21 protein-coding genes are annotated in these 19996 nt (G+C 64.2%); 18 read left to right on the top strand and 3 right to left on the bottom strand.

From position 1 onward, the window contains the following. Window positions 1-134: 134 nt before the first annotated feature. Window positions 135-2315, bottom strand: coding sequence for an acyl-CoA dehydratase activase-related protein (locus QMC81_07550; GenBank protein MDI6907323.1), 2181 nt, complete (start codon window positions 2313-2315; stop codon window positions 135-137). Window positions 2316-2554: 239 nt separating this feature from the next. On the opposite strand from QMC81_07550, the gene recG reads away from it, so the two are divergent. After that, window positions 2555-4639, top strand: coding sequence for an ATP-dependent DNA helicase RecG (gene recG, locus QMC81_07545; protein MDI6907322.1), 2085 nt, complete (start codon window positions 2555-2557; stop codon window positions 4637-4639). Between the two features lie 355 nt (window positions 4640-4994). After that, on the top strand, window positions 4995-5258 hold the full coding sequence (locus tag QMC81_07540; GenBank protein MDI6907321.1) for an alpha/beta-type small acid-soluble spore protein: 264 nt from the start codon (window positions 4995-4997) through the stop codon (window positions 5256-5258). Window positions 5259-5312: 54 nt separating this feature from the next. Here the strand turns inward: QMC81_07540 and gpr are convergent, their stop codons facing one another. Beyond that, window positions 5313-6257 (bottom strand): GPR endopeptidase, encoded by a 945-nt coding sequence (gpr, locus tag QMC81_07535; protein MDI6907320.1) that lies wholly within the window; start codon window positions 6255-6257, stop codon window positions 5313-5315. A gap of 173 nt (window positions 6258-6430) precedes the next feature. Between gpr and rsmD the strand changes: the two genes are divergently transcribed. From rsmD to QMC81_07520, 3 genes are read left to right on the top strand one after another with little or no spacing between them, the layout of a single operon-like run. Continuing rightward, window positions 6431-7012, top strand: coding sequence for a 16S rRNA (guanine(966)-N(2))-methyltransferase RsmD (rsmD, locus tag QMC81_07530; GenBank protein MDI6907319.1), 582 nt, complete (start codon window positions 6431-6433; stop codon window positions 7010-7012). Between the two features lie 2 nt (window positions 7013-7014). Continuing rightward, window positions 7015-7515: a pantetheine-phosphate adenylyltransferase gene (gene coaD / locus QMC81_07525; GenBank protein ID MDI6907318.1), complete on the top strand. Its 501-nt coding sequence runs from the start codon at window positions 7015-7017 to the stop codon at window positions 7513-7515. Window position 7516: 1 nt separating this feature from the next. After that, window positions 7517-7963: an ATPase gene (locus QMC81_07520; protein MDI6907317.1), complete on the top strand. Its 447-nt coding sequence runs from the start codon at window positions 7517-7519 to the stop codon at window positions 7961-7963. Here the strand turns inward: QMC81_07520 and ylbJ are convergent. Continuing rightward, a complete protein-coding gene (gene ylbJ / locus QMC81_07515) occupies window positions 7946-9124 on the bottom strand; it encodes a sporulation integral membrane protein YlbJ (GenBank protein ID MDI6907316.1) in 1179 nt (392 codons plus the stop codon). The two genes, QMC81_07520 and ylbJ, sit on opposite strands and share 18 nt — an antisense overlap. Window positions 9125-9251: 127 nt before the next feature. On the opposite strand from ylbJ, the gene QMC81_07510 reads away from it, so the two are divergent. The 13 genes from QMC81_07510 (at window position 9252) to mtnA (ending at window position 19974) form a co-directional block, all read left to right on the top strand. Next, on the top strand, window positions 9252-9776 hold the full coding sequence (locus QMC81_07510; GenBank protein MDI6907315.1) for a DUF177 domain-containing protein: 525 nt from the start codon (window positions 9252-9254) through the stop codon (window positions 9774-9776). A 3-nt stretch (window positions 9777-9779) separates the two neighbouring features. Beyond that, window positions 9780-9962, top strand: coding sequence for a 50S ribosomal protein L32 (gene rpmF, locus QMC81_07505; protein MDI6907314.1), 183 nt, complete (start codon window positions 9780-9782; stop codon window positions 9960-9962). A 110-nt stretch (window positions 9963-10072) separates the two neighbouring features. Further along, window positions 10073-11083: a phosphate acyltransferase PlsX gene (plsX, locus tag QMC81_07500; GenBank protein ID MDI6907313.1), complete on the top strand. Its 1011-nt coding sequence runs from the start codon at window positions 10073-10075 to the stop codon at window positions 11081-11083. Further along, a complete protein-coding gene (locus QMC81_07495) occupies window positions 11076-12125 on the top strand; it encodes a beta-ketoacyl-ACP synthase III (protein MDI6907312.1) in 1050 nt (349 codons plus the stop codon). Before plsX ends, QMC81_07495 begins: the two co-directional genes overlap by 8 nt. After that, complete coding sequence (fabK, locus tag QMC81_07490) at window positions 12103-13056, top strand: enoyl-[acyl-carrier-protein] reductase FabK (GenBank protein ID MDI6907311.1); 954 nt, start codon at window positions 12103-12105, stop codon at window positions 13054-13056. The genes QMC81_07495 and fabK overlap by 23 nt, the downstream gene beginning before the upstream one ends. Next, complete coding sequence (gene fabD / locus QMC81_07485; GenBank protein MDI6907310.1) at window positions 13053-13994, top strand: ACP S-malonyltransferase; 942 nt, start codon at window positions 13053-13055, stop codon at window positions 13992-13994. The genes fabK and fabD overlap by 4 nt, the downstream gene beginning before the upstream one ends. Before the next feature lies 1 nt (window position 13995). Then, a complete protein-coding gene (gene fabG / locus QMC81_07480; GenBank protein ID MDI6907309.1) occupies window positions 13996-14739 on the top strand; it encodes a 3-oxoacyl-[acyl-carrier-protein] reductase in 744 nt (247 codons plus the stop codon). A gap of 27 nt (window positions 14740-14766) precedes the next feature. Next, window positions 14767-14997, top strand: a complete 231-nt coding sequence (locus QMC81_07475; protein ID MDI6907308.1) for an acyl carrier protein — start codon at window positions 14767-14769, stop codon at window positions 14995-14997. Between the two features lie 19 nt (window positions 14998-15016). Further along, entirely contained in the window at window positions 15017-16276 is a 1260-nt protein-coding gene (gene fabF / locus QMC81_07470; GenBank protein ID MDI6907307.1) for a beta-ketoacyl-ACP synthase II, read from the top strand. Continuing rightward, entirely contained in the window at window positions 16277-16963 is a 687-nt protein-coding gene (gene rnc, locus QMC81_07465; protein MDI6907306.1) for a ribonuclease III, read from the top strand. 29 nt (window positions 16964-16992) lie between these two features. Then, the gene (gene ftsY, locus QMC81_07460; GenBank protein MDI6907305.1) at window positions 16993-17907 is read left to right on the top strand and encodes a signal recognition particle-docking protein FtsY; all 915 of its coding nucleotides are present in this window, start codon (window positions 16993-16995) and stop codon (window positions 17905-17907) included. A gap of 164 nt (window positions 17908-18071) precedes the next feature. Further along, window positions 18072-18869, top strand: a complete 798-nt coding sequence (mtnP, locus tag QMC81_07455; GenBank protein ID MDI6907304.1) for an S-methyl-5'-thioadenosine phosphorylase — start codon at window positions 18072-18074, stop codon at window positions 18867-18869. Window positions 18870-18930: 61 nt separating this feature from the next. Then, on the top strand, window positions 18931-19974 hold the full coding sequence (gene mtnA / locus QMC81_07450; GenBank protein ID MDI6907303.1) for an S-methyl-5-thioribose-1-phosphate isomerase: 1044 nt from the start codon (window positions 18931-18933) through the stop codon (window positions 19972-19974). Window positions 19975-19996: the final 22 nt, after the last annotated feature.

Below are 19996 nucleotides of genomic sequence, written 5' to 3'. Positions count from 1 at the left end.
GTTGATCGGACCCCCTTCGGTCCGAATGTAGGAACTGAAATAAAGGTTGAAGTCCTTGTCGATCAGGGCCAGTTTGGTGGTGACACTGCCTACGTCAATACCGAGGTAATAGCGCATTCTTTGAAGCCTCCTCCTTAGGTCAAGGCGAGGTTTGGCAGGGCGGAAGTACCTACCCCGTGATCGGCCGTCCGGCGGTCTTTGAGGATGTCGAGGAAGGCCTCCACCCGGGTTTCGAACCCGGCTTCGCCGGTCTGATCGGTGATGATGAAGGTCAGCACGGGAAGGTCGTAGTCCTGCGAAATACGGACCATGATGTTCTGGGCGACGATCTCGGGCATGCATGTGAAGGGCATCAGGTGCACCACGCCGTCGATACCCTCCTCCCGGGCCAGGGCCGTCAGGCCCACGCTGACATGGCCGTGGCCGCCGACCTCGGCGCCCAGGTAGCGGGCGGCGGTCTCCTTAATGCGCTGCTTGCGTTCGGTCGCTTCCCGCGTTGGGAAGAGGTGCTGGTGGAACCAGGTGGTGGCCGAAATCTCACGGTCCACCCACACCCGGGGGTCACGGGATTTGCCCAGCATTTCTTCCAGGTGCAGGTTGACATAGGACTCCAGGACGACCCAGATCTCGCCCACGATCCGCACCCGGACCGGGTCCGTTTCTTCGACCGGTACGGCGGCGGCCTCGGCGAGGAAATCATCCTTGAGCCGCCAGACGTCGGCGGTCTGGGAAGCCTGTTCGATTCTGCGGATAAACTGCTTGAAGAGGCGGTCGCCCGTTCCCGGTTCGGCCTCGAAGGCGCGCAGGCGGTGCAGGACCCGTTCCGCCTCGTCGATGGCCGCCATCTTGTGATAGCCGAAATAGAGCGCGCGCAGGGTCTTGAGCCAGGGGGTGCCGTTGGTGGCGCGCTTGATGACCTCCCGGAACCCGGCCCAGCGTTCGCGGAAGGGCACGGGGGAGTCGATGATGAGCATGTTGAAATCGTAGCCCAGGCGACGCAGGAAAAGGTCCTGGATCTGGGCGTACCAGCCCAGGCGGCACTTGCCCTTGCCGCCCACCATCAGGATGTTTGTCGCCCCGTGGTCCAAGAGCCAGCGCATCTGCCCGAGGGTGATGGTGAAGGGCAGGCAGACGAACTCCGGCGCGAGGACTTTGCCCAGTTCCAGGATTTCCTTGCTGGCATGGGGTGTCTTCAGAGTTTCGACGCCGCACTCGTTCAGCGCGGAGCGGATGGCGACGTCGAGGTGGCCCATGGTCGGCAGCCCGATGACGAAAGGCTCCCGCCGCGGCCCCGGCAACTCGGAAGCAGGACGTTGTTCGGCGGCGGGCCGCCTGGACGCCGGCAGGGGCTGGACGTCCATGAAGGCCTCGATGCGGGTTACCAGGCCGGCTTCACCCGTATGTTCATCAATGGTCAGGAGAAGGAAAGGCACCCCCCGGCGGGCGGCTTCGGCCTCCACGTAGGACTCGATGACCGACTCCGGTCCGCATTCGAAGGACCCCACCAGGACCAGCTTGTCGACCATCCGGTGTTCCAGGTAATAAAGGGCGGCCCCGAGGATCTGGGCCTCGAAGCTCCAGAGCCGCTCGCCCTCCGCCACCCGGGCGACCTGGCGGCGGGCCTCGGCTGCGGGCACCATTTCCGCCGTGAGAACCTGTCCGTACTCCTGGAACCGCTTAAGGATGTCGATACTGAAGGCGTCGTAAAGAATGTAGGGGTGGCCGATTACGCCGACGGTGGGAAGCGCGTCACCCATCGCCCGGGTTGCGCCTTGCGGCCGGCGGCCCTCGAACAGGGCGAAGGCCTCGGGGGTGGTCAGCCCGCGGCCGACGCAGGCCCGCTCATACTGCTCCTGTACCTGCCGGGCATGGTGTAGAGCCTTGAGCACCTGCCGGCGCCCGGCCCCGAAGGAAGAGCCGATGCGCACGAAGCTCTCCTGCCAGTCACGCCGGCCCTGGAAGCGGTCGATCTCGGGTATGATGACCTCGGACTTATCCTGAAAGGCGTTCTTGACCATGTACGGGATGCCGATGAACTTCGGACAGCAGAAGTTCTTCGGCTCCAGGCTGACCAGGCAGGGCACCAGCAGGCGGTTCACGCCCCGATCGATCAACTCGCGCGCATGAGCGAAAAGGAGTTTGACGGCGAGACAGGGCTCGTCGGTAGGACAGCACTCCATTTTTTCCAGGGTCTTCTTCGTTGTCGGCGGAGACAGGACCAGCTCCACGTCGAGGTGCTTGAAGAAGGTCTTAAAATAGGGGTACAGATAGTAGTATGACATTGCCCGTGGCAGTCCCACGGTTGCAGCCGGCATTTATACGCCCACCTCGATGAAGGATCTTAGGTTATATTTATATCCATCGCAGGAGAGCCCCGATACCAATACCTTTCCCGGTCCTAAAGGTAGCTTAGCAAAATCTGGACTTGGAGTCAATTTTCTACCTGATAAAGTAATGTCGGGCAGGGGTGGGCGTTTCCTCTGTCAAACTTGAAGCAAGGAATAAACCGTTCCGTACCGGTGGTGCGGGGCGGGCACGCGGACAGGAGGCTATGATGGCGGCACGGGACCCCTTTGCACACCCGGTGCAATATCTCAAGGGCGTGGGCCCGCGGCGGGCGGAACTCCTGGCCCGCCTGGGGATCGCCTCGGTGGGGGATCTCCTCTACCACCTCCCGCGGCGCTACGAGGACCGCCGGGCGCACGCCGGCATCCTCGTGCCGGAGCGCATAGGGGAGACGGTCACCGCCGGCGGAGTGGTCCTCGGTGGGCAGGAGTTGCGGCCGCGCCGGGGCCTGATAATAACCAAATTGGCCCTGGACGGGGGGAACGGCGTCTTCTACGCCACCTGGTTCAACCAACCCTACATACTGCGCCAGATCCGCCCCGGAATGCGGCTTTTCGTCGTCGGACGGTTGAAACGTGCCTTCGGCCGTTACGAGATTAACGTGCTTGAACACGAGGCGGTGGAGAACGGTGCGGACGGGCTGCACAGCGGCCGCATAGTCCCCGTTTACCCGGCGACCGAAAACCTGGCCCAGAAAGTCATCCGCCAGATGGTGCGCACCGCCCTTGACGAATGGGCTCCTTTGCTGGCCGACCTGCTCCCGGGGCCGTTGCGCCGGGCACACCGCCTGTTGCCCATTGCCGAAGCCCTGGCGGCCATTCACTTCCCGTCATCCTGGGAGGAGAAAGAAGAGGCGCGGCGCAGCCTCGCGGCCGAGGAGATGTTCCTGCTTCAGGCGGCGCTGGCCATTATACGGCGCGGCGCCACCCAGCGCACAAAACCCGCCCCGCATGGGCCCGACGGCCCTCTGGTGGCGGCGCTCCTGGCCGACCTGCCGTACCGCCTCACGGGCGCCCAACAGCGGGTTTGGCGCGAGATCTCCGGGGACATGCAGCGGGCGGCACCGATGAGGCGGCTGCTGCAGGGCGACGTCGGGTCGGGCAAAACCGTTATCGCCGCCCTGGCGCTGGTCAAAGCCGTCGAGGGCGGGTTTCAGGGGGGCCTGATGGCGCCGACCGAGATCCTGGCGGAACAGCACTACCTTCGCCTGAGGGAGATGCTTGATCCGCTGGGGATTGAGGTTCATCTCCTGACGGGCGGAATGAGGGCCGCCGAGCGTCGCGCGGCGCTCGCGGCCGTGGCCGGCGGGCAGGCCGGGGTGGTGGTTGGTACCCAGGCCCTGATCCAGGAAGGGGTAGGCTTTGCCCGCCTCGGGCTCGCGGTTATCGATGAGCAGCACCGGTTCGGGGTTCGTCAGCGGGCCCGGTTGCAGGAGAAGGGACTGGCCGCCGACGTGCTGGTGATGACGGCCACGCCCATCCCGCGGACCCTGGCCCTTACCCTGTACGGCGACCTGGACCTGTCGGTGATCGACGAAATGCCCCCCGGCCGGAAGCCGGTGCAGACCGAGGTGGTTCGGCCGCGGGATATCGGACGGGTCTGGCGGCATGTCCTGGCCGAGGCGGGGGAAGGCCGCCAGGCCTATGTCGTTTGTCCCCTGGTGGAAGAGTCTGAAAACCTGCAGAGCCAGGCGGCGGTTGACCTTGAACGGCGATTGGCGGCCGGTCCCTTGCGGTCTTTGCGGGTCGGCCTGCTGCACGGCCGGATGCGGCCGGCCGAGAAGGAAGCGGTCATGGAGCTGTTCAGGCGCGGGGAAATCCAGGTCCTGGTATCGACCAGCGTCATTGAGGTCGGCGTCGACGTGCCTCGGGCCACGACGATCGTCATCTACGACGCCGAGCGCTTCGGCCTGGCCCAACTGCACCAGTTGCGCGGACGGGTGGGCCGGGGAGGGGGCCTGGCGGGTTCGTGCTTCCTGGTATCCAGCGCCCGGAACCCCGAGGCCCGCGCACGCCTGGAAGCCGTCTGCGGGACAACCGACGGCTTCGCCCTCGCGGAATTCGACCTGAAGCTTCGCGGTCCGGGTGAGTTCCTCGGCCTGCGCCAATCCGGCCAGCCCCTTTTCCGGGCCGCCCAATTGCCGCGGGACCTCGATCTGGCGGCGCGGATGAGGGCCGCGGCGCGGTGGGTGGTGGAACACGACCCGGAACTGGCCGACCCGGTGCACGCCGGTCTGCGGACCGCCCTGCAGCTCCGTTTCGGTGAGTTTCTGCGAGGTTTGGGCATAAGTTAAGATTCTACTCTATATACCATTTACGGCGCAAAAATGCAATATTTTATGGCGACATTATGTCGCCGTTATTTATGCATAATAAATTGAAGAACGTAAACGGAGGCCAGAAAAATGGCGAACAAAAGCAAAAAAAGTAACATAGGTGAAGTTTCAATAGTGCCGGCCGGCGGTGACTGCCACTATGAGCTTGGGTACGAAAGCGGCCTTGACTTTGAGAGATTAAGGCAGTTACAGAGGAACGATCCAAAGGTAAGGGGACGAAAGGGCGTTAAAAAGTGTTAACATAAAGGGTTGGATAGGGGTCATACTACAACTAGGCTACAAACTAAAAAACCAAAGGAGGCTGTAAGGAAAAATGGCGAGACAAACCAACGTTCCCATTCAACCGGGTGCCGGAAGGGCTCTGGACCAGATGAAGTACGAGGTTGCGGCCGAGATCGGTCTTGGCAACTACGCCCAGCTGGACAAGGGCGACCTCCCGTCCCGGATTAACGGTAAGGTGGGCGGGAACATGGTCCGCAAGATGGTGGCCTTCGCCGAGCAGGCGCTGCAGAGCGGCAACATCGGCCAGGTCACCCAGGCTGCCCCGCCCGAACCGTTCAATACCCAGGGTGTGTAACTTAGAGCAAGATACCGGCTTTACTGAGCAGACGGCGGCCGCCCGTCTGCTCTTTTAATGCAGATAAGTCGTATACTGGCGGGCCGTCACCCCGTGGTGCAGGGCCGCCGTCAGGGCTCCGGCGATGATCTTCGCGCAGTTGCGGATCAGGTCGTCAATTTCCTTGGGTGTCACCATGAGCGCCCCGCCGAACGGTTTCAAAAGGTCGCTGATAATCGGCTCGAGGATCTCCTGCCCCGGCACGTCTCGCTGGTAAGCCCGGTACAGCCGGTTAATAGCCTCGCGGGCGATCAGGGCGGCGTGCACCACCGTCGGCACGCCGATGGAAATCACCGGAACGCCCAGCGTCTCCTTCGTCAGGCCGCGGCGCTTATTGCCTATTCCCGACCCCGGGTTAAGACCTGTATTGGCCACTTGAATGGACGAAGCGATGCGCTCGACGGAACCGGCGGCCAGGGCATCGATTACAATAACAAGCGCCGGCTTCATCTTCTCGACGATCCCCTGAACGACTTCCGCCGTTTCGAGGCCTGTTATGCCCAGTACCCCGGGAGCAATGGCGCTTACGGGCCGCATCCCGGGCTGTACGGCCTGGGGGGCGAACTCAAAAAGGTGACGGGTCACCAGGGTGTAGTTCACAACCTTCGGTCCAAGGGCGTCGGGTGTGGCATTCCAGTTGCCGAGGCCGACGATCAACACGCTCGCTTGCTCCGGCACGTCGATCAAGGTTCCCAGGTGCTTCGCCAGGACTTCGACAACAGCCGCGTGGGCCTGGGGATTCGTCTCGCGGATGGCTGGCGCTTCAAGGGTCACGTATGTCCCTACGGGCTTGCCCATCGCCTGCGCACCCCGGTCATCCAGGATCTGAACGACCGTTACCTGCCCGTGCGGAAAAGATTCCTGCCGGACGGCCACACCCGGGATTTCTCCCCCCGTCTGGGCACGCAAGGCGGCATGGGCCTCAAGCGCCAGATCTGTGGTTACTCCACAAAATTTCAACCCCTTGGACCTCCCGCATAGAGTTAACCACTGCTAGCATTGTTCCTCCTGCTGTGGGATATACCGTCCAGGTGACGGAAATTAGGGGATAAAGATGCTAATACCGGCTGTAGCGCTATTCTTTGCCGCACAAGCCTGCTATAATAATTTTAAATTTGCGTAGTGAGGTGGCATTGCTGCGGATTATCGGCGGTTCGGCACGAGGACGGCGGCTGAAGGGGCCGCCGGAAGGCAGCGCAAGGCCCACTTCCGACCGCGTTCGGGAAGCCCTTTTCAATATCCTGGCTCCGTGGGTGCCCGGCAGCCGTTTTCTGGACCTGTTCGCCGGGTCGGGCGCGGTGGGATTGGAGGCCTTAAGCCGGGGCGCGGCGCGGGCCGTTTTTGTGGAAGCGAACCCCCGCGTGGCGGCGGTGTTGCAGGCCAACCTGTCCGCAACCGGCCTCGGCCCGAAAGCGGAGGTCTACCGGAACTCCTTCGAGCGTGCGCTGGCCGATCTGGCCGCCGGGGGCGAATCTTTTGACCTGGTCTTCATCGATCCGCCCTATCGCCGGGGGCTTGAAGACGCCGCCTTACGGGCTCTCTGTCAATATAACCTGTTGGCTCCCGGGGGGATGGCGGTGGCCGAGTCTGACCGCACCCACCTGCCGCCCGCCGAAATCGCGGGCCTTGCCCTCTGGCGGCGTGAGCGTTACGGGGATACGACACTCTCGTTTTACCGCCGTCTCGAGAACAGCGGAGAGGAAGGGGTTCATTGACATTGCGCATTGCGGTGTACCCGGGGAGTTTCGATCCCGTGACATGCGGCCATCTCGATATCGTGCAGCGGGCGGCGCAGCTCTTCGACCATTTGATCGTGGCCGTCTCCGAGAACCGGGCGAAGGTCGCGTGTTTTACGGTGGCCGAGCGGCTGGAGATGCTCCGGCAGGTTCTGGCCGGATGGGACAACGTTACGGTCGATTCCTATCGGGACCTGACGGTCCGGTACGCCCGCGCCCACGGGGCACGGGCCATTATCAGGGGCCTGCGGGCCGTGTCTGATTTTGAAAACGAGTTTACCATGGCCCTGACCAACAAAAAACTGGCGCCCGAGATAGAGACTGTTTTCTTAATGACGGAGGCCAGGTACTCGTTTATCAGCTCCAGCGCCGTTAAAGAAGTGGCTTCCTACGGCGGACGCCTGGACGACATGGTGCCGCCGCTGGTTGAGAAACTGTTGCGCGCGAAGTTTGCCGCATATACCGAACAAGGGGGTTATTAGGATGGAGCTGCTGTCGGTCCTGAATGAACTGGAGGAGTTTATCCAAAGCTGTTCCCGCGTACCCATGACCAAGAAGGTGCTCGTGGACGAGGAGAAGGTTCTGGATTTCCTGGACCGTATACGCACCTTGCTGCCCGACGAGGTACGGAAGGCGAAATGGGTCGTCCAGGAGCGCGAGAAGGTGCTTGCCGAGTCCAGGCAGGAGGCCGAAAGACTTTTGGAAGAGGCCCGGAAGGAGATCACCCGCCAGGCCGAGGAGAGTGAGATCGTGCGCGAGGCGAAGGAGATGGCGGACGATCTTTTAAAGAAGGCGGAGCAGATGGCCCGTGAGATGCGCCTGGGCGCAAGGGATTACGCGGATGATATCCTTGCCAAGCTCGAGTCCAGGCTGGACAGGCTTCTTAAGGAAGTCGAGGCCGGGCGGAACGAGCTAAAGGCCATGCAGTAACCGCCGCAGGCAGGCGGTGGCCAGGCCGAGGCTGGCCAGAAAGAGGGGCTGGATGAGGGCGTGCGCCGTTGAGACCCATAGGAGTTCTGCCCAGGACGGAAGATGAGGACCGGCTGCTGGGACGACGGCTGCGGGAGCCACCGGCTCCCACAGGGGGAAGAGCAGGCAGGTGACCAGGGCGGCCAGCGCGGCGTGACCGATGCGGCTGACAAGGTAGAGGCGCAGGCGGATATCGGTGCCGGCGGTAAAGGCCGCCATCTGGGCCTGGATGGACAGGCCGCTCCAGGCCAGGATGAGCTGGACGGCCACCAGCTTATGGAGCAGGGGAACCGGCGCCTCGGCCGCCAGCTTCGTGCCCAGCGTCATTTCCAGGCAACCGGCGACGATCGGCTCAAAGAGTCCCGGGTCCAGGCCGAAGGGGGCCAGAGCCGTGCCCAGGAGGCGGGCCAGGAGCCCAAGGACTCCGTAATGGGCCAGGAGGCGGATGGCGACGGCGAAGAAGATAATGTAGCCGCCGATAACCATAAGCTTCTGCACCGAACTGCGAACGGCCTCTCCCAGGATTTGTCCCGGCGGACACCCTTCTGTTTCGAGGAAGCCCCGCCAGGCATGGCGCCAAATGCCGCGGGCGAAGGCGACCCGGCTTCGCCCCGCCGGGGCGTAGAAGCGCAGAAGAAGGCCGAGCAACAGGTTTGTCAGGTAATGGACACTGAGGATGAAGGGACCGACGGCGGGTTGATTGAACATCCCCACGGCCACGGCGACCAGCACGAACAGCGGGCTGGCGTTGTTTGTGAAGGCCACCAGGTGTTCCGCTTCCGCCCGTGTCACGAGCCCCTCCGCCCGAAGGCGGGCGGTTACCGCGCCGCCGATGGGGTAGCCGGAGCTGTAGCCGACGGCGACGGCGAAAGACGCCGCCCCCGGCAGGTGGAAAAGAGGCCGCATGACCGGCTCGAGCAGGACGCCGAGCAGGCGCACCACCCCGAGGCCGAGTAACAGCTCGGAGATGATAAAGAACGGCAGCAGGGACGGAAAAACAATATTCCACCAGGTTTGAAGCCCGAGGGTGGCTCCCTCGAAGACGGTCCGGGGGCTCAGAACCATGGCCGATACGAAGACGAGGGCGCCGAAGGCAAAAAGCGTCCGTCCTGCGAAGCGCATTAAACCCCTTGTCCTTTTCTTGGTTTATGATCAGTGTATTAGCCGTGGCGGGGCTTTTAGACCTAGGCCTTGTTGACAGCGGCCGGCCCGCCGGCTATAATGACAAATGTTGAATCGGGGTGGGTTTGTGTTCCAGGTCGATCTGTCTGCCCTGCGTGAGCACCCGGGTCAACCGCTTCATTTGACGATGACGGGGATACTGGAATCTCTGCGTCACCCGGACGAGGGCGAGGAAGAACCACTGGTTCCGGACCCGGTACGGGTGGATTTGCAGGTCACGTACCTTGGAGGCGTCTATTGGCTGGAGGGTACCGTGGATGGCGAGGCCGTACTCCGCTGTGGACGCTGCCTGGGTAAATTCCGCCACCCCTTCCGCGCCGCCTTAGTCGAAAAATACCGCCAGGGGACGGCAAAGGATGCCGACGAGGAAACCCTGCCGGACGGCGAACGGCTGGTGCTGGATGAGAGGCTGCGGGAGGCGGTGCTCCTGGCCCTGCCGATGCGGCCCCTATGCCGCGAGGATTGCCGGGGGCTCTGCCCGAAGTGCGGCAAACTCCTTAATGAAGGACCCTGCGCCTGCCCGGGGGAGGATATCGACCCCCGCCTGGCGAAATTGGCTGCGGTTTTAAAAAACGCAGAAAAGGGGGTGTAATGAATGGGTGTCCCAAAGAGGCGGACCTCGAAGCAACGTAAGCGGTTGCGCCGTGCGCAGGTGATGCGGCTCGCCGCACCGAGCATGATACATTGCCCGCAGTGCCGGGCCCTGATAATGCCCCATCACGCTTGCCCCGAATGTGGGTATTATAAGGCGAAAAAAGTGATAAATGATGGAAAATAAGCTTTTGGCTCGCCAAAAGCTTATTTTTTTGTCCTTGTTGCATTTCTCTACCAGCTCGGTTATACTCTCAGTTAGAATTTTTTGAGCTTTTACCACAGGAGGTTCCATAGTTGCGCATTGCCCTGGATGCCATGGGAGGGGACTATGCCCCGGGCGAAATAGTCGCCGGCGCCGAGGCGGCGGCGAAAGAGTTCGGTGTGGACGTGACCCTGGTAGGGGACGAAACAAGGATTAAGCGCGCCCTGAGCGGACAGGGCGGTACGGTGCGCATCGTGCAGGCCGGCCAGGTCATCGAGATGGGTGAGCACCCGGCACAGGCCGTGCGCCGCAAACGGGACGCCTCGGTCGTGCGCGCCGTGGAATTGGTGCGGGACGGGCAGGCGGACGCCGTGGTCTCGGCGGGGAACACCGGGGCCTTGATGGCGGCCGCTCTTCTTGGCCTCGGCCGGGTGGCCGGGATCGAACGCCCGGCGCTGGTCAGCCTTTTCCCGAACGACCGGGGGCGCACGGTAATCCTCGACGTGGGGGCGAACGTGGACTGCAAACCTCACCACCTGGTGCAGTTTGCGGTTATGGGTGCCGCCTACGCGGAGAAGCTCCTGGGAATCAAAAAGCCCCGGGTCGGGCTCCTAAGCATCGGCGAGGAGCGTACGAAGGGCAACGAATTGACGCTGGCCGCGTACCCACTCCTGGAGTCCGCTCCCCTGAACTTCATCGGCAACGTTGAGGGCCGGGATTTCTTCCACGGCGGTGTCGATGTCGTGGTCTGTGACGGCTTTATCGGGAACGTGGTCCTGAAGACCGGTGAGGGTCTGGCCATGTTCCTGGAACGTTTTCTACAGAGGCACGTTGAAAAAAACCTGCTGGCCAAGGTCACGACCCTTGCCGCTCTGACGACGCTAAAGGAATTGCGGCAGCAGTTTGACTACAATGAGTACGGCGGCGTTCCCCTCCTGGGGGTGAACGGTGTAGCCATCGTCGCCCATGGCAGTTCACGGGCGAAGGCGATTACCAACGCCGTCCGGGTCGCCAAGGAGGCCGCCGAGAACGGACTGGTCAGTGCCATCGCCGCCGGGCTGGCCGATATCGAGGCTGAGGGGGCGATCAACGCCCATGCCTGAGGTGCGGCGCGCGGGGATTATCGGCCTGGGGACATACGCCCCGGCACGCGTATTGACCAACCACGACCTGGAACGGATGGTGGATACCAGCGACGAGTGGATCCGGGAACGGACCGGCATCGTCGAGAGGCGTATCGCGGCCCCCGATGAGGCGACCTCGGACCTCGGTCTGGAGGCCGCCCGGCGGGCCCTTGCGGACGCCGGGCTCGCGGCGGCGGATATCGATCTCGTTATCGTCGCGACCGCTACCCCCGACACCATTTTCCCGGCGACCGCCTGCCTGACCCAGGACCGCCTCGGGGCGAAACGGGCCGGGGCCTTCGACCTGGCCGCCGGCTGTTCGGGCTTCATCTACGGCCTGGCGGTAGCCCGGGAATTCGTGGCTGCCGGCTCCTGTGACCGGGTACTGGTCGTCGGTTCGGAAACACTTTCCCGCATCACCAATTGGAAGGATCGCAGCACTTGTGTCCTCTTTGGGGACGGCGCCGGGGCGGCCGTCGTCGCCCCGGTGGCCCGGGGAGGGCTCCTTGCGGCGCGGCTGGGCGCCGACGGCGCGGGCGCCGGCCTTTTGCAGCTACCCGCCGGCGGGTCGCGGCTCCCGGCCAGCCTGGAGAGCGTTGAACGGGGGTTGCACTACCTTCAGATGAACGGCCGGGATGTCTTCAAGTTCGCCGTGCGCGTCATTCCCGAGGCGACGCGGGAGGTGCTGGCCGCGGCGGGACGGTCGGAAGGAGAGCTCGATATTCTGATCCCCCATCAGGCCAACGTACGGATCATTGAGGCGGCCGCCAAGCGTCTGGGTCTCGCCCCGGAGCAGGTCGTGGTCAATGTCGACCGTTACGGCAATACCTCCGCCGCGTCCATTCCCCTGGCCCTTGAGGAGGCCGTCAGGGACGGACGCGTCAGCCCGGGTGACCTGGTGGTAATGGTCGCCTTCGGCGCCGGCCTGACCTGGGCCGCCATAGCCATGGAATGGACCGGTACGGGGAAAGAAACAGGAACGGAAGGAGGGGGCCGGTTTGATCCGGACCAGACTGTGTGAGTTGCTGGGCATCGAATACCCCATCCTGCAAGGAGGCATGGCGTGGGTTTCCGAGGCACGGCTGGCGGCCGCCGTCTCCGAGGCGGGCGGTCTGGGCATCATCGGGACCGGCAACGCCCCTCCGGATTGGGCGAGGGAACAGATCCGCCTGGCGAAGTCACTAACGGACAAGCCCTTCGGCGTAAATGTCATGCTGCTCTCGCCTTTCGCCGAGGACGTACTGCGCGTCGTTTTGGAGGAACGCGTAGCCGTGGTCACTACCGGCGCCGGTAACCCCGGGAAGCATGTCCCGGCGCTGCAGGCGGCCGGGACCCGCGTCATCCCTGTGGTGGCGTCGGTGGCGCTGGCGAAAAGGCTGGAGCGCACCGGCGTCGATGCCCTGATCGCTGAAGGGATGGAGTCCGGGGGGCATATAGGGGAAGTCACGACCATGGCGCTGGTGCCCCAGGTGGTAAACGCCGTATCCATCCCGGTGATCGCCGCCGGCGGCATCGGCGACGGGCGTGGGATGGCGGCCGCCTTCGCCCTCGGGGCGGTCGGCGTGCAAATGGGTACCCGGTTTGTGTGCGCCGAAGAGTGCACCGTGCACCCGAACGTAAAGGCGGCCATTGTCAAGGCGCGGGACCGGGACACGGTGGTCACCGGCCGTCCCACCGGCCATCCCGTCCGCTGCCTGTATAACAAGCTCACCCGGCAGTTTGAAGCGCTGGAAGCGAGCTGCGCTCCCCCGGAGGAGTTGGAGAAGCTCGGCACCGGGCGGCTGCGGGCGGCCATGGTGGAGGGCGACGTGGAGTACGGTTCCGTAATGTCCGGGCAGATCGCCGGGCTTGTAACGGAAGTGAAACCGGCGAAGGATATCATTCGTGACATCATCGCCGAGGCCGCGGAGGTTATGCGGCGCCTTGGGCGGTACGGCGGGGAAGAACGATGAAGGCCGTCTTTTTGTTCCCCGGCCAGGGGTCGCAGTTCGTCGGCATGGGCAAGGGGCTCGCCCAAGCCGTTCCGGAAGCGCGGGCCGTCTTCGCTGCCGCGGATGCCGCTCTGGGGATGCCTATTTCCGAACTTTGCTTTAACGGGCCGCGGGAAGAGCTGAACAAGACGGTCAATACCCAGCCGGCTGTCTTGACGAGCAGCATCGCCTGCCTGCGCGCCCTGGAGGCGCGGGGCGTACGGCCCGACGCTGTCGCCGGGCACAGTCTCGGGGAGTATGCCGCACTGGTGGCGGCACGGGCCCTGTCTTTCACGGATGCGGTACAACTTGTCCGCCGGCGCGGGCAGTATATGCAGGAAGCGGTTCCCCTGGGCAGCGGGGGCATGCTGGCCGTCCTCGGGCTGGACCGGGAACAGGTGGCGGAGGTCGTCCGGGCCGCATCGGCCCACGGGGTGATTGAGGTGGCGAACTTCAATTGCCCCGGCCAGGTGGTCCTCGCGGGCCAGACCACGGCCCTGGAACAGGCGGTCGCCCTGGCGAGACAGGCCGGGGCGCGCCGCAGCGTAATGCTGGCTGTTTCGGGACCGTTCCATTCCTCCCTGATGCGCCCGGCCGGGGAAAAGCTGGCCCAGGTGTTGCAGCAGGTCCGGCTCAACGCTCCGTCCCTGCCGGTGGTGGGCAACGTCAGCGCCGACTACCTGGAGACCGCCGAGGCGGTGCGCGCCGCCCTGGTGCGGCAGGTGTACAGCCCGGTCCTATGGGAGGACGGCATCCGGAGGCTTCTCAGCGACGGGGCGCGGGTCTTTGTCGAGGTCGGGCCCGGGCGTGTCCTGACCGGGCTGTTGAAGAAGATCGCCGACCGCGAGGTGGTCGCGCTGAACGTCGAGGACGAGGAGTCGCTGGAAAAAGTGGTTGCGCGCCTAGGGGAGGTTGGCTAAAATGTTGCTTGACGGCAGGGTTGCCATTGTCACCGGGGCTTCGCGCGGCATTGGACGCGCCATCGCCCTGGCTTTGGCGGCGCAGGGGGCTGATGTGGTCGTCAACTACGCCAGCCGACCGGAGACGGCCGGAGAGGTGGCCGATGCGGTGCGCGCCGCGGGGCGGCGGGCGCTCATGCACCAGGCCGACATCAGCGACTCCGCCGCGGCGACCGGCCTGGTGGAAGCGGCCGTGCAGGCCTTCGGACGCCTGGATGTCCTGGTGAATAATGCCGGCATTACGCGTGATAACCTCCTTTTACGGATGAAGGATGAGGACTGGGAGCGCGTCCTGGCGGTAAACCTGACGGGAGCCTTCAATATGGTCAAGGCGAGCCTGCGCTACTTTTTGAAGGCGCGTGCCGGCCGCATCATTAATATCAGTTCGGTCATCGGCCTGCGGGGGAACGCCGGGCAGGCCAATTACGCCGCCGCGAAGGCGGGCCTGATCGGTCTCACCAAGTCCCTGGCGAAGGAGCTGGGCTCCCGGAACATCACGGTTAACGCCGTGGCTCCGGGGTTCATCGTCACCGATATGACTGAGAGTCTGGGGCCCGAGGTGCGGGAGCGGATGTTGCGCGAGATCCCGCTCGGCCGTTTCGGCAAGCCCGAGGACGTGGCGTCACTGGTGACCTTTCTGGCGAGCGAGGGTGCCGGTTATATCACAGGGCAAGTCATTGCCGTTGACGGCGGCATGGCTATATAAGCTTGTAAACCGGGGGGTGAAACGGTAATGTCCACTTTTGACAAAGTAAAAGGAATCATTGTCGAACAATTGGGCGTCGATGAAGACGAGGTAACGATGGAAGCTTCTTTTGTTGACGACCTCGGGGCCGACTCGCTCGATCTTGTGGAACTGGTGATGGCGTTTGAGGAGGCCTTCGACATGGAGATCCCGGACGACGACGCCGAGAAGATCCGTACCGTTGGGGACGCCATTAAGTATATTCAAGAACGCCAGTAAAGCAGGCCGGGAGGTAGACATGGGGGGACGGGTCGTCATTACGGGAGTGGGCGTTATCTCGCCCCTGGGCAATGAACTGGATGGCTTCTGGTCCGCTCTTGTCCGGGGGGAATCGGGTATTCGCCGCATTACGCGCTTCGATGCCTCAGGATTCCGCACCCAGATCGCCGGAGAGGTGCCTGATTTCGACCCGACCCTTTACATGGACCGGAAAGAAGCCCGGCGCATGGACCGTTTTACACAGTTCGCGTTGGGCGCCACGTCGCTGGCGATGGCCGACGCCGGCCTCGACCTGGACGAGGAGGACCGGGAGCGCGTGGGGGTGATCCTCGGCTCGGGGATCGGTGGTATCGCGACCCTGGAGGAACAGGCCCGCGTGTTATACGAGAAGGGGCCGGGGCGCGTCAGCCCCTTCTTCGTGCCGATGATGATCGGGAACATGGCCGCCGGCCAGATCGCCCTGGCCCACGGTTTGTACGGGCCCAACGTCACCCTGGTCACCGCCTGCGCCTCCAGCAACAACGCGATCGGCGACGCCATGCGGGCCATCATGTACGGTGAGGTCGACGTAGTCATTACCGGAGGGGCCGAGGCGGCCATCACGCCCCTGGCCCTCGCCGGCTTCTGTTCAATGAAGGCCCTTTCCACCCGTAACGAGGAGCCCGCCCGGGCTTCCCGTCCGTTCGACGCCGGGCGGGACGGCTTTGTCATGGCCGAGGGCGCGGCCATCCTTATTCTGGAGAGCGAGGAACACGCCCGGCGCCGGGGGGCGCGTATCTATGCCGAGGTCGCCGGTTACGGCCTGAGTTGCGACGCCTATCATATGACGGCTCCCGAACCCGAGGGCCGTGGGGCGGCGTTGGCGATGCTGCGGGCTATGGCCGACGCCGGGGTGGCGCCCGACGAGGTGGACTACATAAACGCCCACGGAACTTCAACCCCGCTGGGCGACATCGCCGAAACGGTAGGTATTAAACGCGCCTTCGGGGCGGCGGCATCCCGCGTGGCCATAAGCTCGACGAAGTCCATGACCGGGCACCTGCTGGGCGCGGCGGGGGCGCTGGAGGCGGTGGTTTGCGCCCAGGCGATCCGCCACGGCATTATTCCTCCGACCATCAATTATGAAAACTCCGACCCGGAATGCGACCTGGACTATGTGCCGAACACGGCGCGAAAGGCGGATGTGCGGGTCGCCCTTTCCAACGGGTTCGGTTTCGGCGGACATAACGCGACTCTCTGTTTCAGGCGTTTTGAGGATACCGAGGAGCGTGAAGGATGAGTGCTCGACCTGGACACCCTTCAGGCGAGTATAGGGATCTTCTGGAACAACCGGGAGCTGTTGGGGGAGGCGCTGACCCACAGCTCCTATAGCTTTGAACACCCCGAAGCGCCCCATAACCAGCGCCTTGAATTCCTCGGGGACGCCGTGCTGGAGATCATCATCAGCGAACACCTTTTCCGTTTGCTCCCCCGGAGCAGCGAAGGAGAGCTTACCAAGCTCCGCGCGGCCGTGGTTTGTGAGCCCGCTTTGGCTCGGGTGGCTCGGCGGCTGGGGCTGGGGGAGGCGTTACGCATGGGGCGCGGGGAGGAACTGTCCGGCGGCAGGGAACGCGCCTCAGTCCTGGCCGACGCGTTCGAGGCCTTCCTCGGGGCGATGTACCTTGATCGGGGGCTGGAGGTAACGCGCCAGTTCGTGTTGCACTACCTGGGACCCCTGGTGGGCGACGCTGTCGCGGGGAAGGCGGAGAACGACTACAAGACACAGCTGCAGGAATACTTGCAGCGCCAGTCGCCCGATCCCATCCGCTACGTGATTGTGCGTGAGGAAGGGCCGGACCACAATAAGGTCTTTACCGCCGGCGTCCTTTACCGGGGCCGGATCCTGGGTGAGGGCAGCGGACGGACCAAAAAGGAAGCCGAGCAGTACGCTGCCCGTCAGGCCCTCCAACAGCTGTTACATCATTAAGAAGATTCCGCGTTGAAGGAGAATGTGCCGTGGGTCTCTTTAACCGCTTGAAACAGACCCTGACCAAGACCCGCCAGGCCCTGACCGAAAAGGTCGAGGGTGTCGTCTACGGCCGCACGACCGTCGACGAGAGTTTTTACGAAGAGCTGGAGGATGTCCTTATCCAGTCGGACGTGGGAGTGTCCACGGCGCTGGAACTTGTTGAAAACCTGCGGCAGGCGATGAAGGAGCGCCGTTCAGACGACCCGACGAAAGTTCGCCCCCTGCTCAAAGAACAGATCGGAGCCCTTTTGGGCGGGGAGGGGCCGGCGGCCCTCAACCTCGGCGGTCCGCCGCCAACCGTAATCATGGTCGTCGGGGTCAACGGGACGGGCAAGACGACCACCATCGGCAAGCTGGCCTACAAGTTGAAGCTGGACGGTCACAAGGTGCTCCTGGCGGCCGCCGACACCTTTCGGGCGGCGGCCATCGAACAGCTGGAGGTCTGGGGCCGGCGGGCCGGGGTGGAGGTCGTCAAACACCGGGAGGGGGCCGACCCCGCCGCCGTCGTTTACGACGCCGTCCAGGCTGCGAAGGCGCGCAAGTACGATGTCGTGATCGTCGACACGGCAGGGCGGCTGCACACCAAGGTCAACCTCATGGATGAACTGAAGAAGGTTCGCCGTGTCGTGGACCGCGAGCTTCCGGACCAGCCTCAAGAGGTGCTGTTGGTGCTTGACGCCACAACCGGCCACAACGCCGTAAACCAGGCCGAGATGTTCGGCCAGGCCGTGGGCGTAACCGGGATCGTGCTGACCAAGCTGGACGGGACGGCCAAGGGCGGGATAGTCGTGGCCATCAAGCGCGGCCTGGGCATCCCCGTGAAGCTGGTCGGTACCGGGGAGCGGATCGAGGATCTGGCGGAGTTCGATCCGCGCGAGTTCGTCGAGGCCCTGTTTGAATAGCCGGCGCTTTCAGCAGTGAATTGGTACAGGCCGCCCGGGTGCACTCCCGGGCCTTTTTGCGCCGATCCCTTTTGGCTGCCGGGCAAAGGAAATATCGGGCAAGAGGACGAATACCAGCAGAGGAGGGGCTACATTCTAACCGTAACCTGGAAGGAGGCCGCACCTTGGCACCCAAGATCGCCATCATTGGAGGGACCGGGGTCTACAACCCCGATATTCTTAGCGAGGCCCACGACGAAACGGTTACCACCCCTTACGGGGACGTCGGGCTTAAGGTAGGGCGCTACCGCGACCGCGAGGTGGCCTTCCTGGCCCGGCACGGGAGCGGGCACTCGGTGCCGCCGCACCGTGTCAATTACCGGGCGAACATCGACGCCCTGCGCCGGCTGGGGGTGCGCTGCGTTATCGCCACCGCCGCCGTGGGCTCCCTTAACCCGGCCATGAAGCCCGGGGAGTTTGTGTTTGTGAACCAGTTCCTTGATTTCACCAAGTGCCGCAAGGCGACCTTTTTTGACGGCGGGGACAACGGCGTTGTACACATCGACATGACGGAGCCCTACTGCCCGGAACTGCGTGAGATACTGGGCCGCGCGGCCTGGCACCTTCGCCTGCCGGCCCATTCCGGGGGGACGTACGCCTGCACCGAGGGGCCGCGCTTTGAAACGCCGGCCGAGATCAACATGATCCGGCAGCTGGGCGGTGACCTGGTGGGGATGACCGGCGTGCCGGAGGTCGTGCTGGCGCGCGAAGCCGAAATATGCTACGCCACGGTCGCCATGGTCACCAACTTCGCCGCCGGCATTGCCCCCGCACGCCTGACCCACCAGGAGGTCGTGGAGGTTATGGCCCTGAACGCCGAGAACCTCCGCAAGCTGATCATGCAGGCGGTCGTCTGGATCAAGGATGATCACACCTGCGCCTGCCAGTGGGCGGTCAGCGGCCCGGTGGGCGGGGAGAAGTAGGGATGGCCCGGCAAAGGGCCGCGGGCTGAACGGGGCAAAGACGGGGAGAGTGGGTTCAACGGTGGAAACGATGTACTGGCGGGACGGCCGGCTATACCTGCTGGACCAGACGCGCCTGCCCGCCGAGGTTGAATATGTCGCCTGCGCCACGGCGGAGGATGTGGCGCGGGCCATCAGCGAGATGAAGGTCCGGGGTGCGCCGGCCATCGGGGCGGCCTCGGCCTACGGGATGGCGCTCGGGGCGAACGGCCTCGATGCCGCCGACCGGGAAACCTTCCTGGCGGGCCTGCGGGATGTCGGCCGGTTGCTGACCGCCAGCCGCCCGACCGCCGTCAACCTGCGCTGGGCGGTGGACCGCTTGATTGACCGCGCGGTGCGTGAGCCGGGAGATGTGCCGGCCCTGCGGCGGGCTCTTCTCGAAGAGGCCCATGCCGTCCTTCATGAGGACGTTGAAATCAACCGGCGGATCGGGGCCCACGGGCAGGTTCTGGTTCCGGACGGGGCGCGCATCCTGACCCACTGCAACGCCGGCGCGCTGGCCACGGCGGGTTACGGGACCGCTCTCGGAGTGATCCGGGCGGCATACGAGGCCGGCAAGAAGGTGACGGTGTTCGCCGACGAGACCCGCCCCTTCCTGCAGGGGGCCCGGCTGACCAGCCTGGAACTGATGGCGGACGGCATTCCCGTGGTCCTTATCGCCGACAGCATGGCCGGCTACCTGATGGCCCGCGAGGGGATCGACCTGGTGGTCGTAGGCGCTGACCGCATCGCCGCCAACGGGGACACGGCCAACAAGATCGGCACATACGGGGTGGCCGTGCTGGCCCGGGCGCACAAGGTGCCCTTCTATGTCGCCGCCCCCGTATCGACCGTCGACTTTTCCATTTCGGACGGGGCGGCCATCCCCATCGAGGAGCGTGACCAGGCCGAGCTGACCCACTTCCAGGGGCGGCGGATCGCCCCCGAAGGGGTCAAGGTCTGGAACCCGGCCTTTGACGTCACTCCCCACGGGCTGATCACGGCGATCATTACCGAGGCCGGGGTTATCTACCCGCCCTATACCGCAAACCTGGCCCGGGTATGTTCCGGGAATAGAGGTTCCTGACAGCAGGCGCCGGCTCTGGCCG

This window comes from Thermoanaerobacterales bacterium, assembly GCA_030019475.1.
Taxonomy (GTDB): Bacteria; Bacillota; Desulfotomaculia; order Desulfotomaculales; family JASEER01; genus JASEER01.
This window is presented reverse-complemented; position numbering and strand designations above follow the sequence as displayed.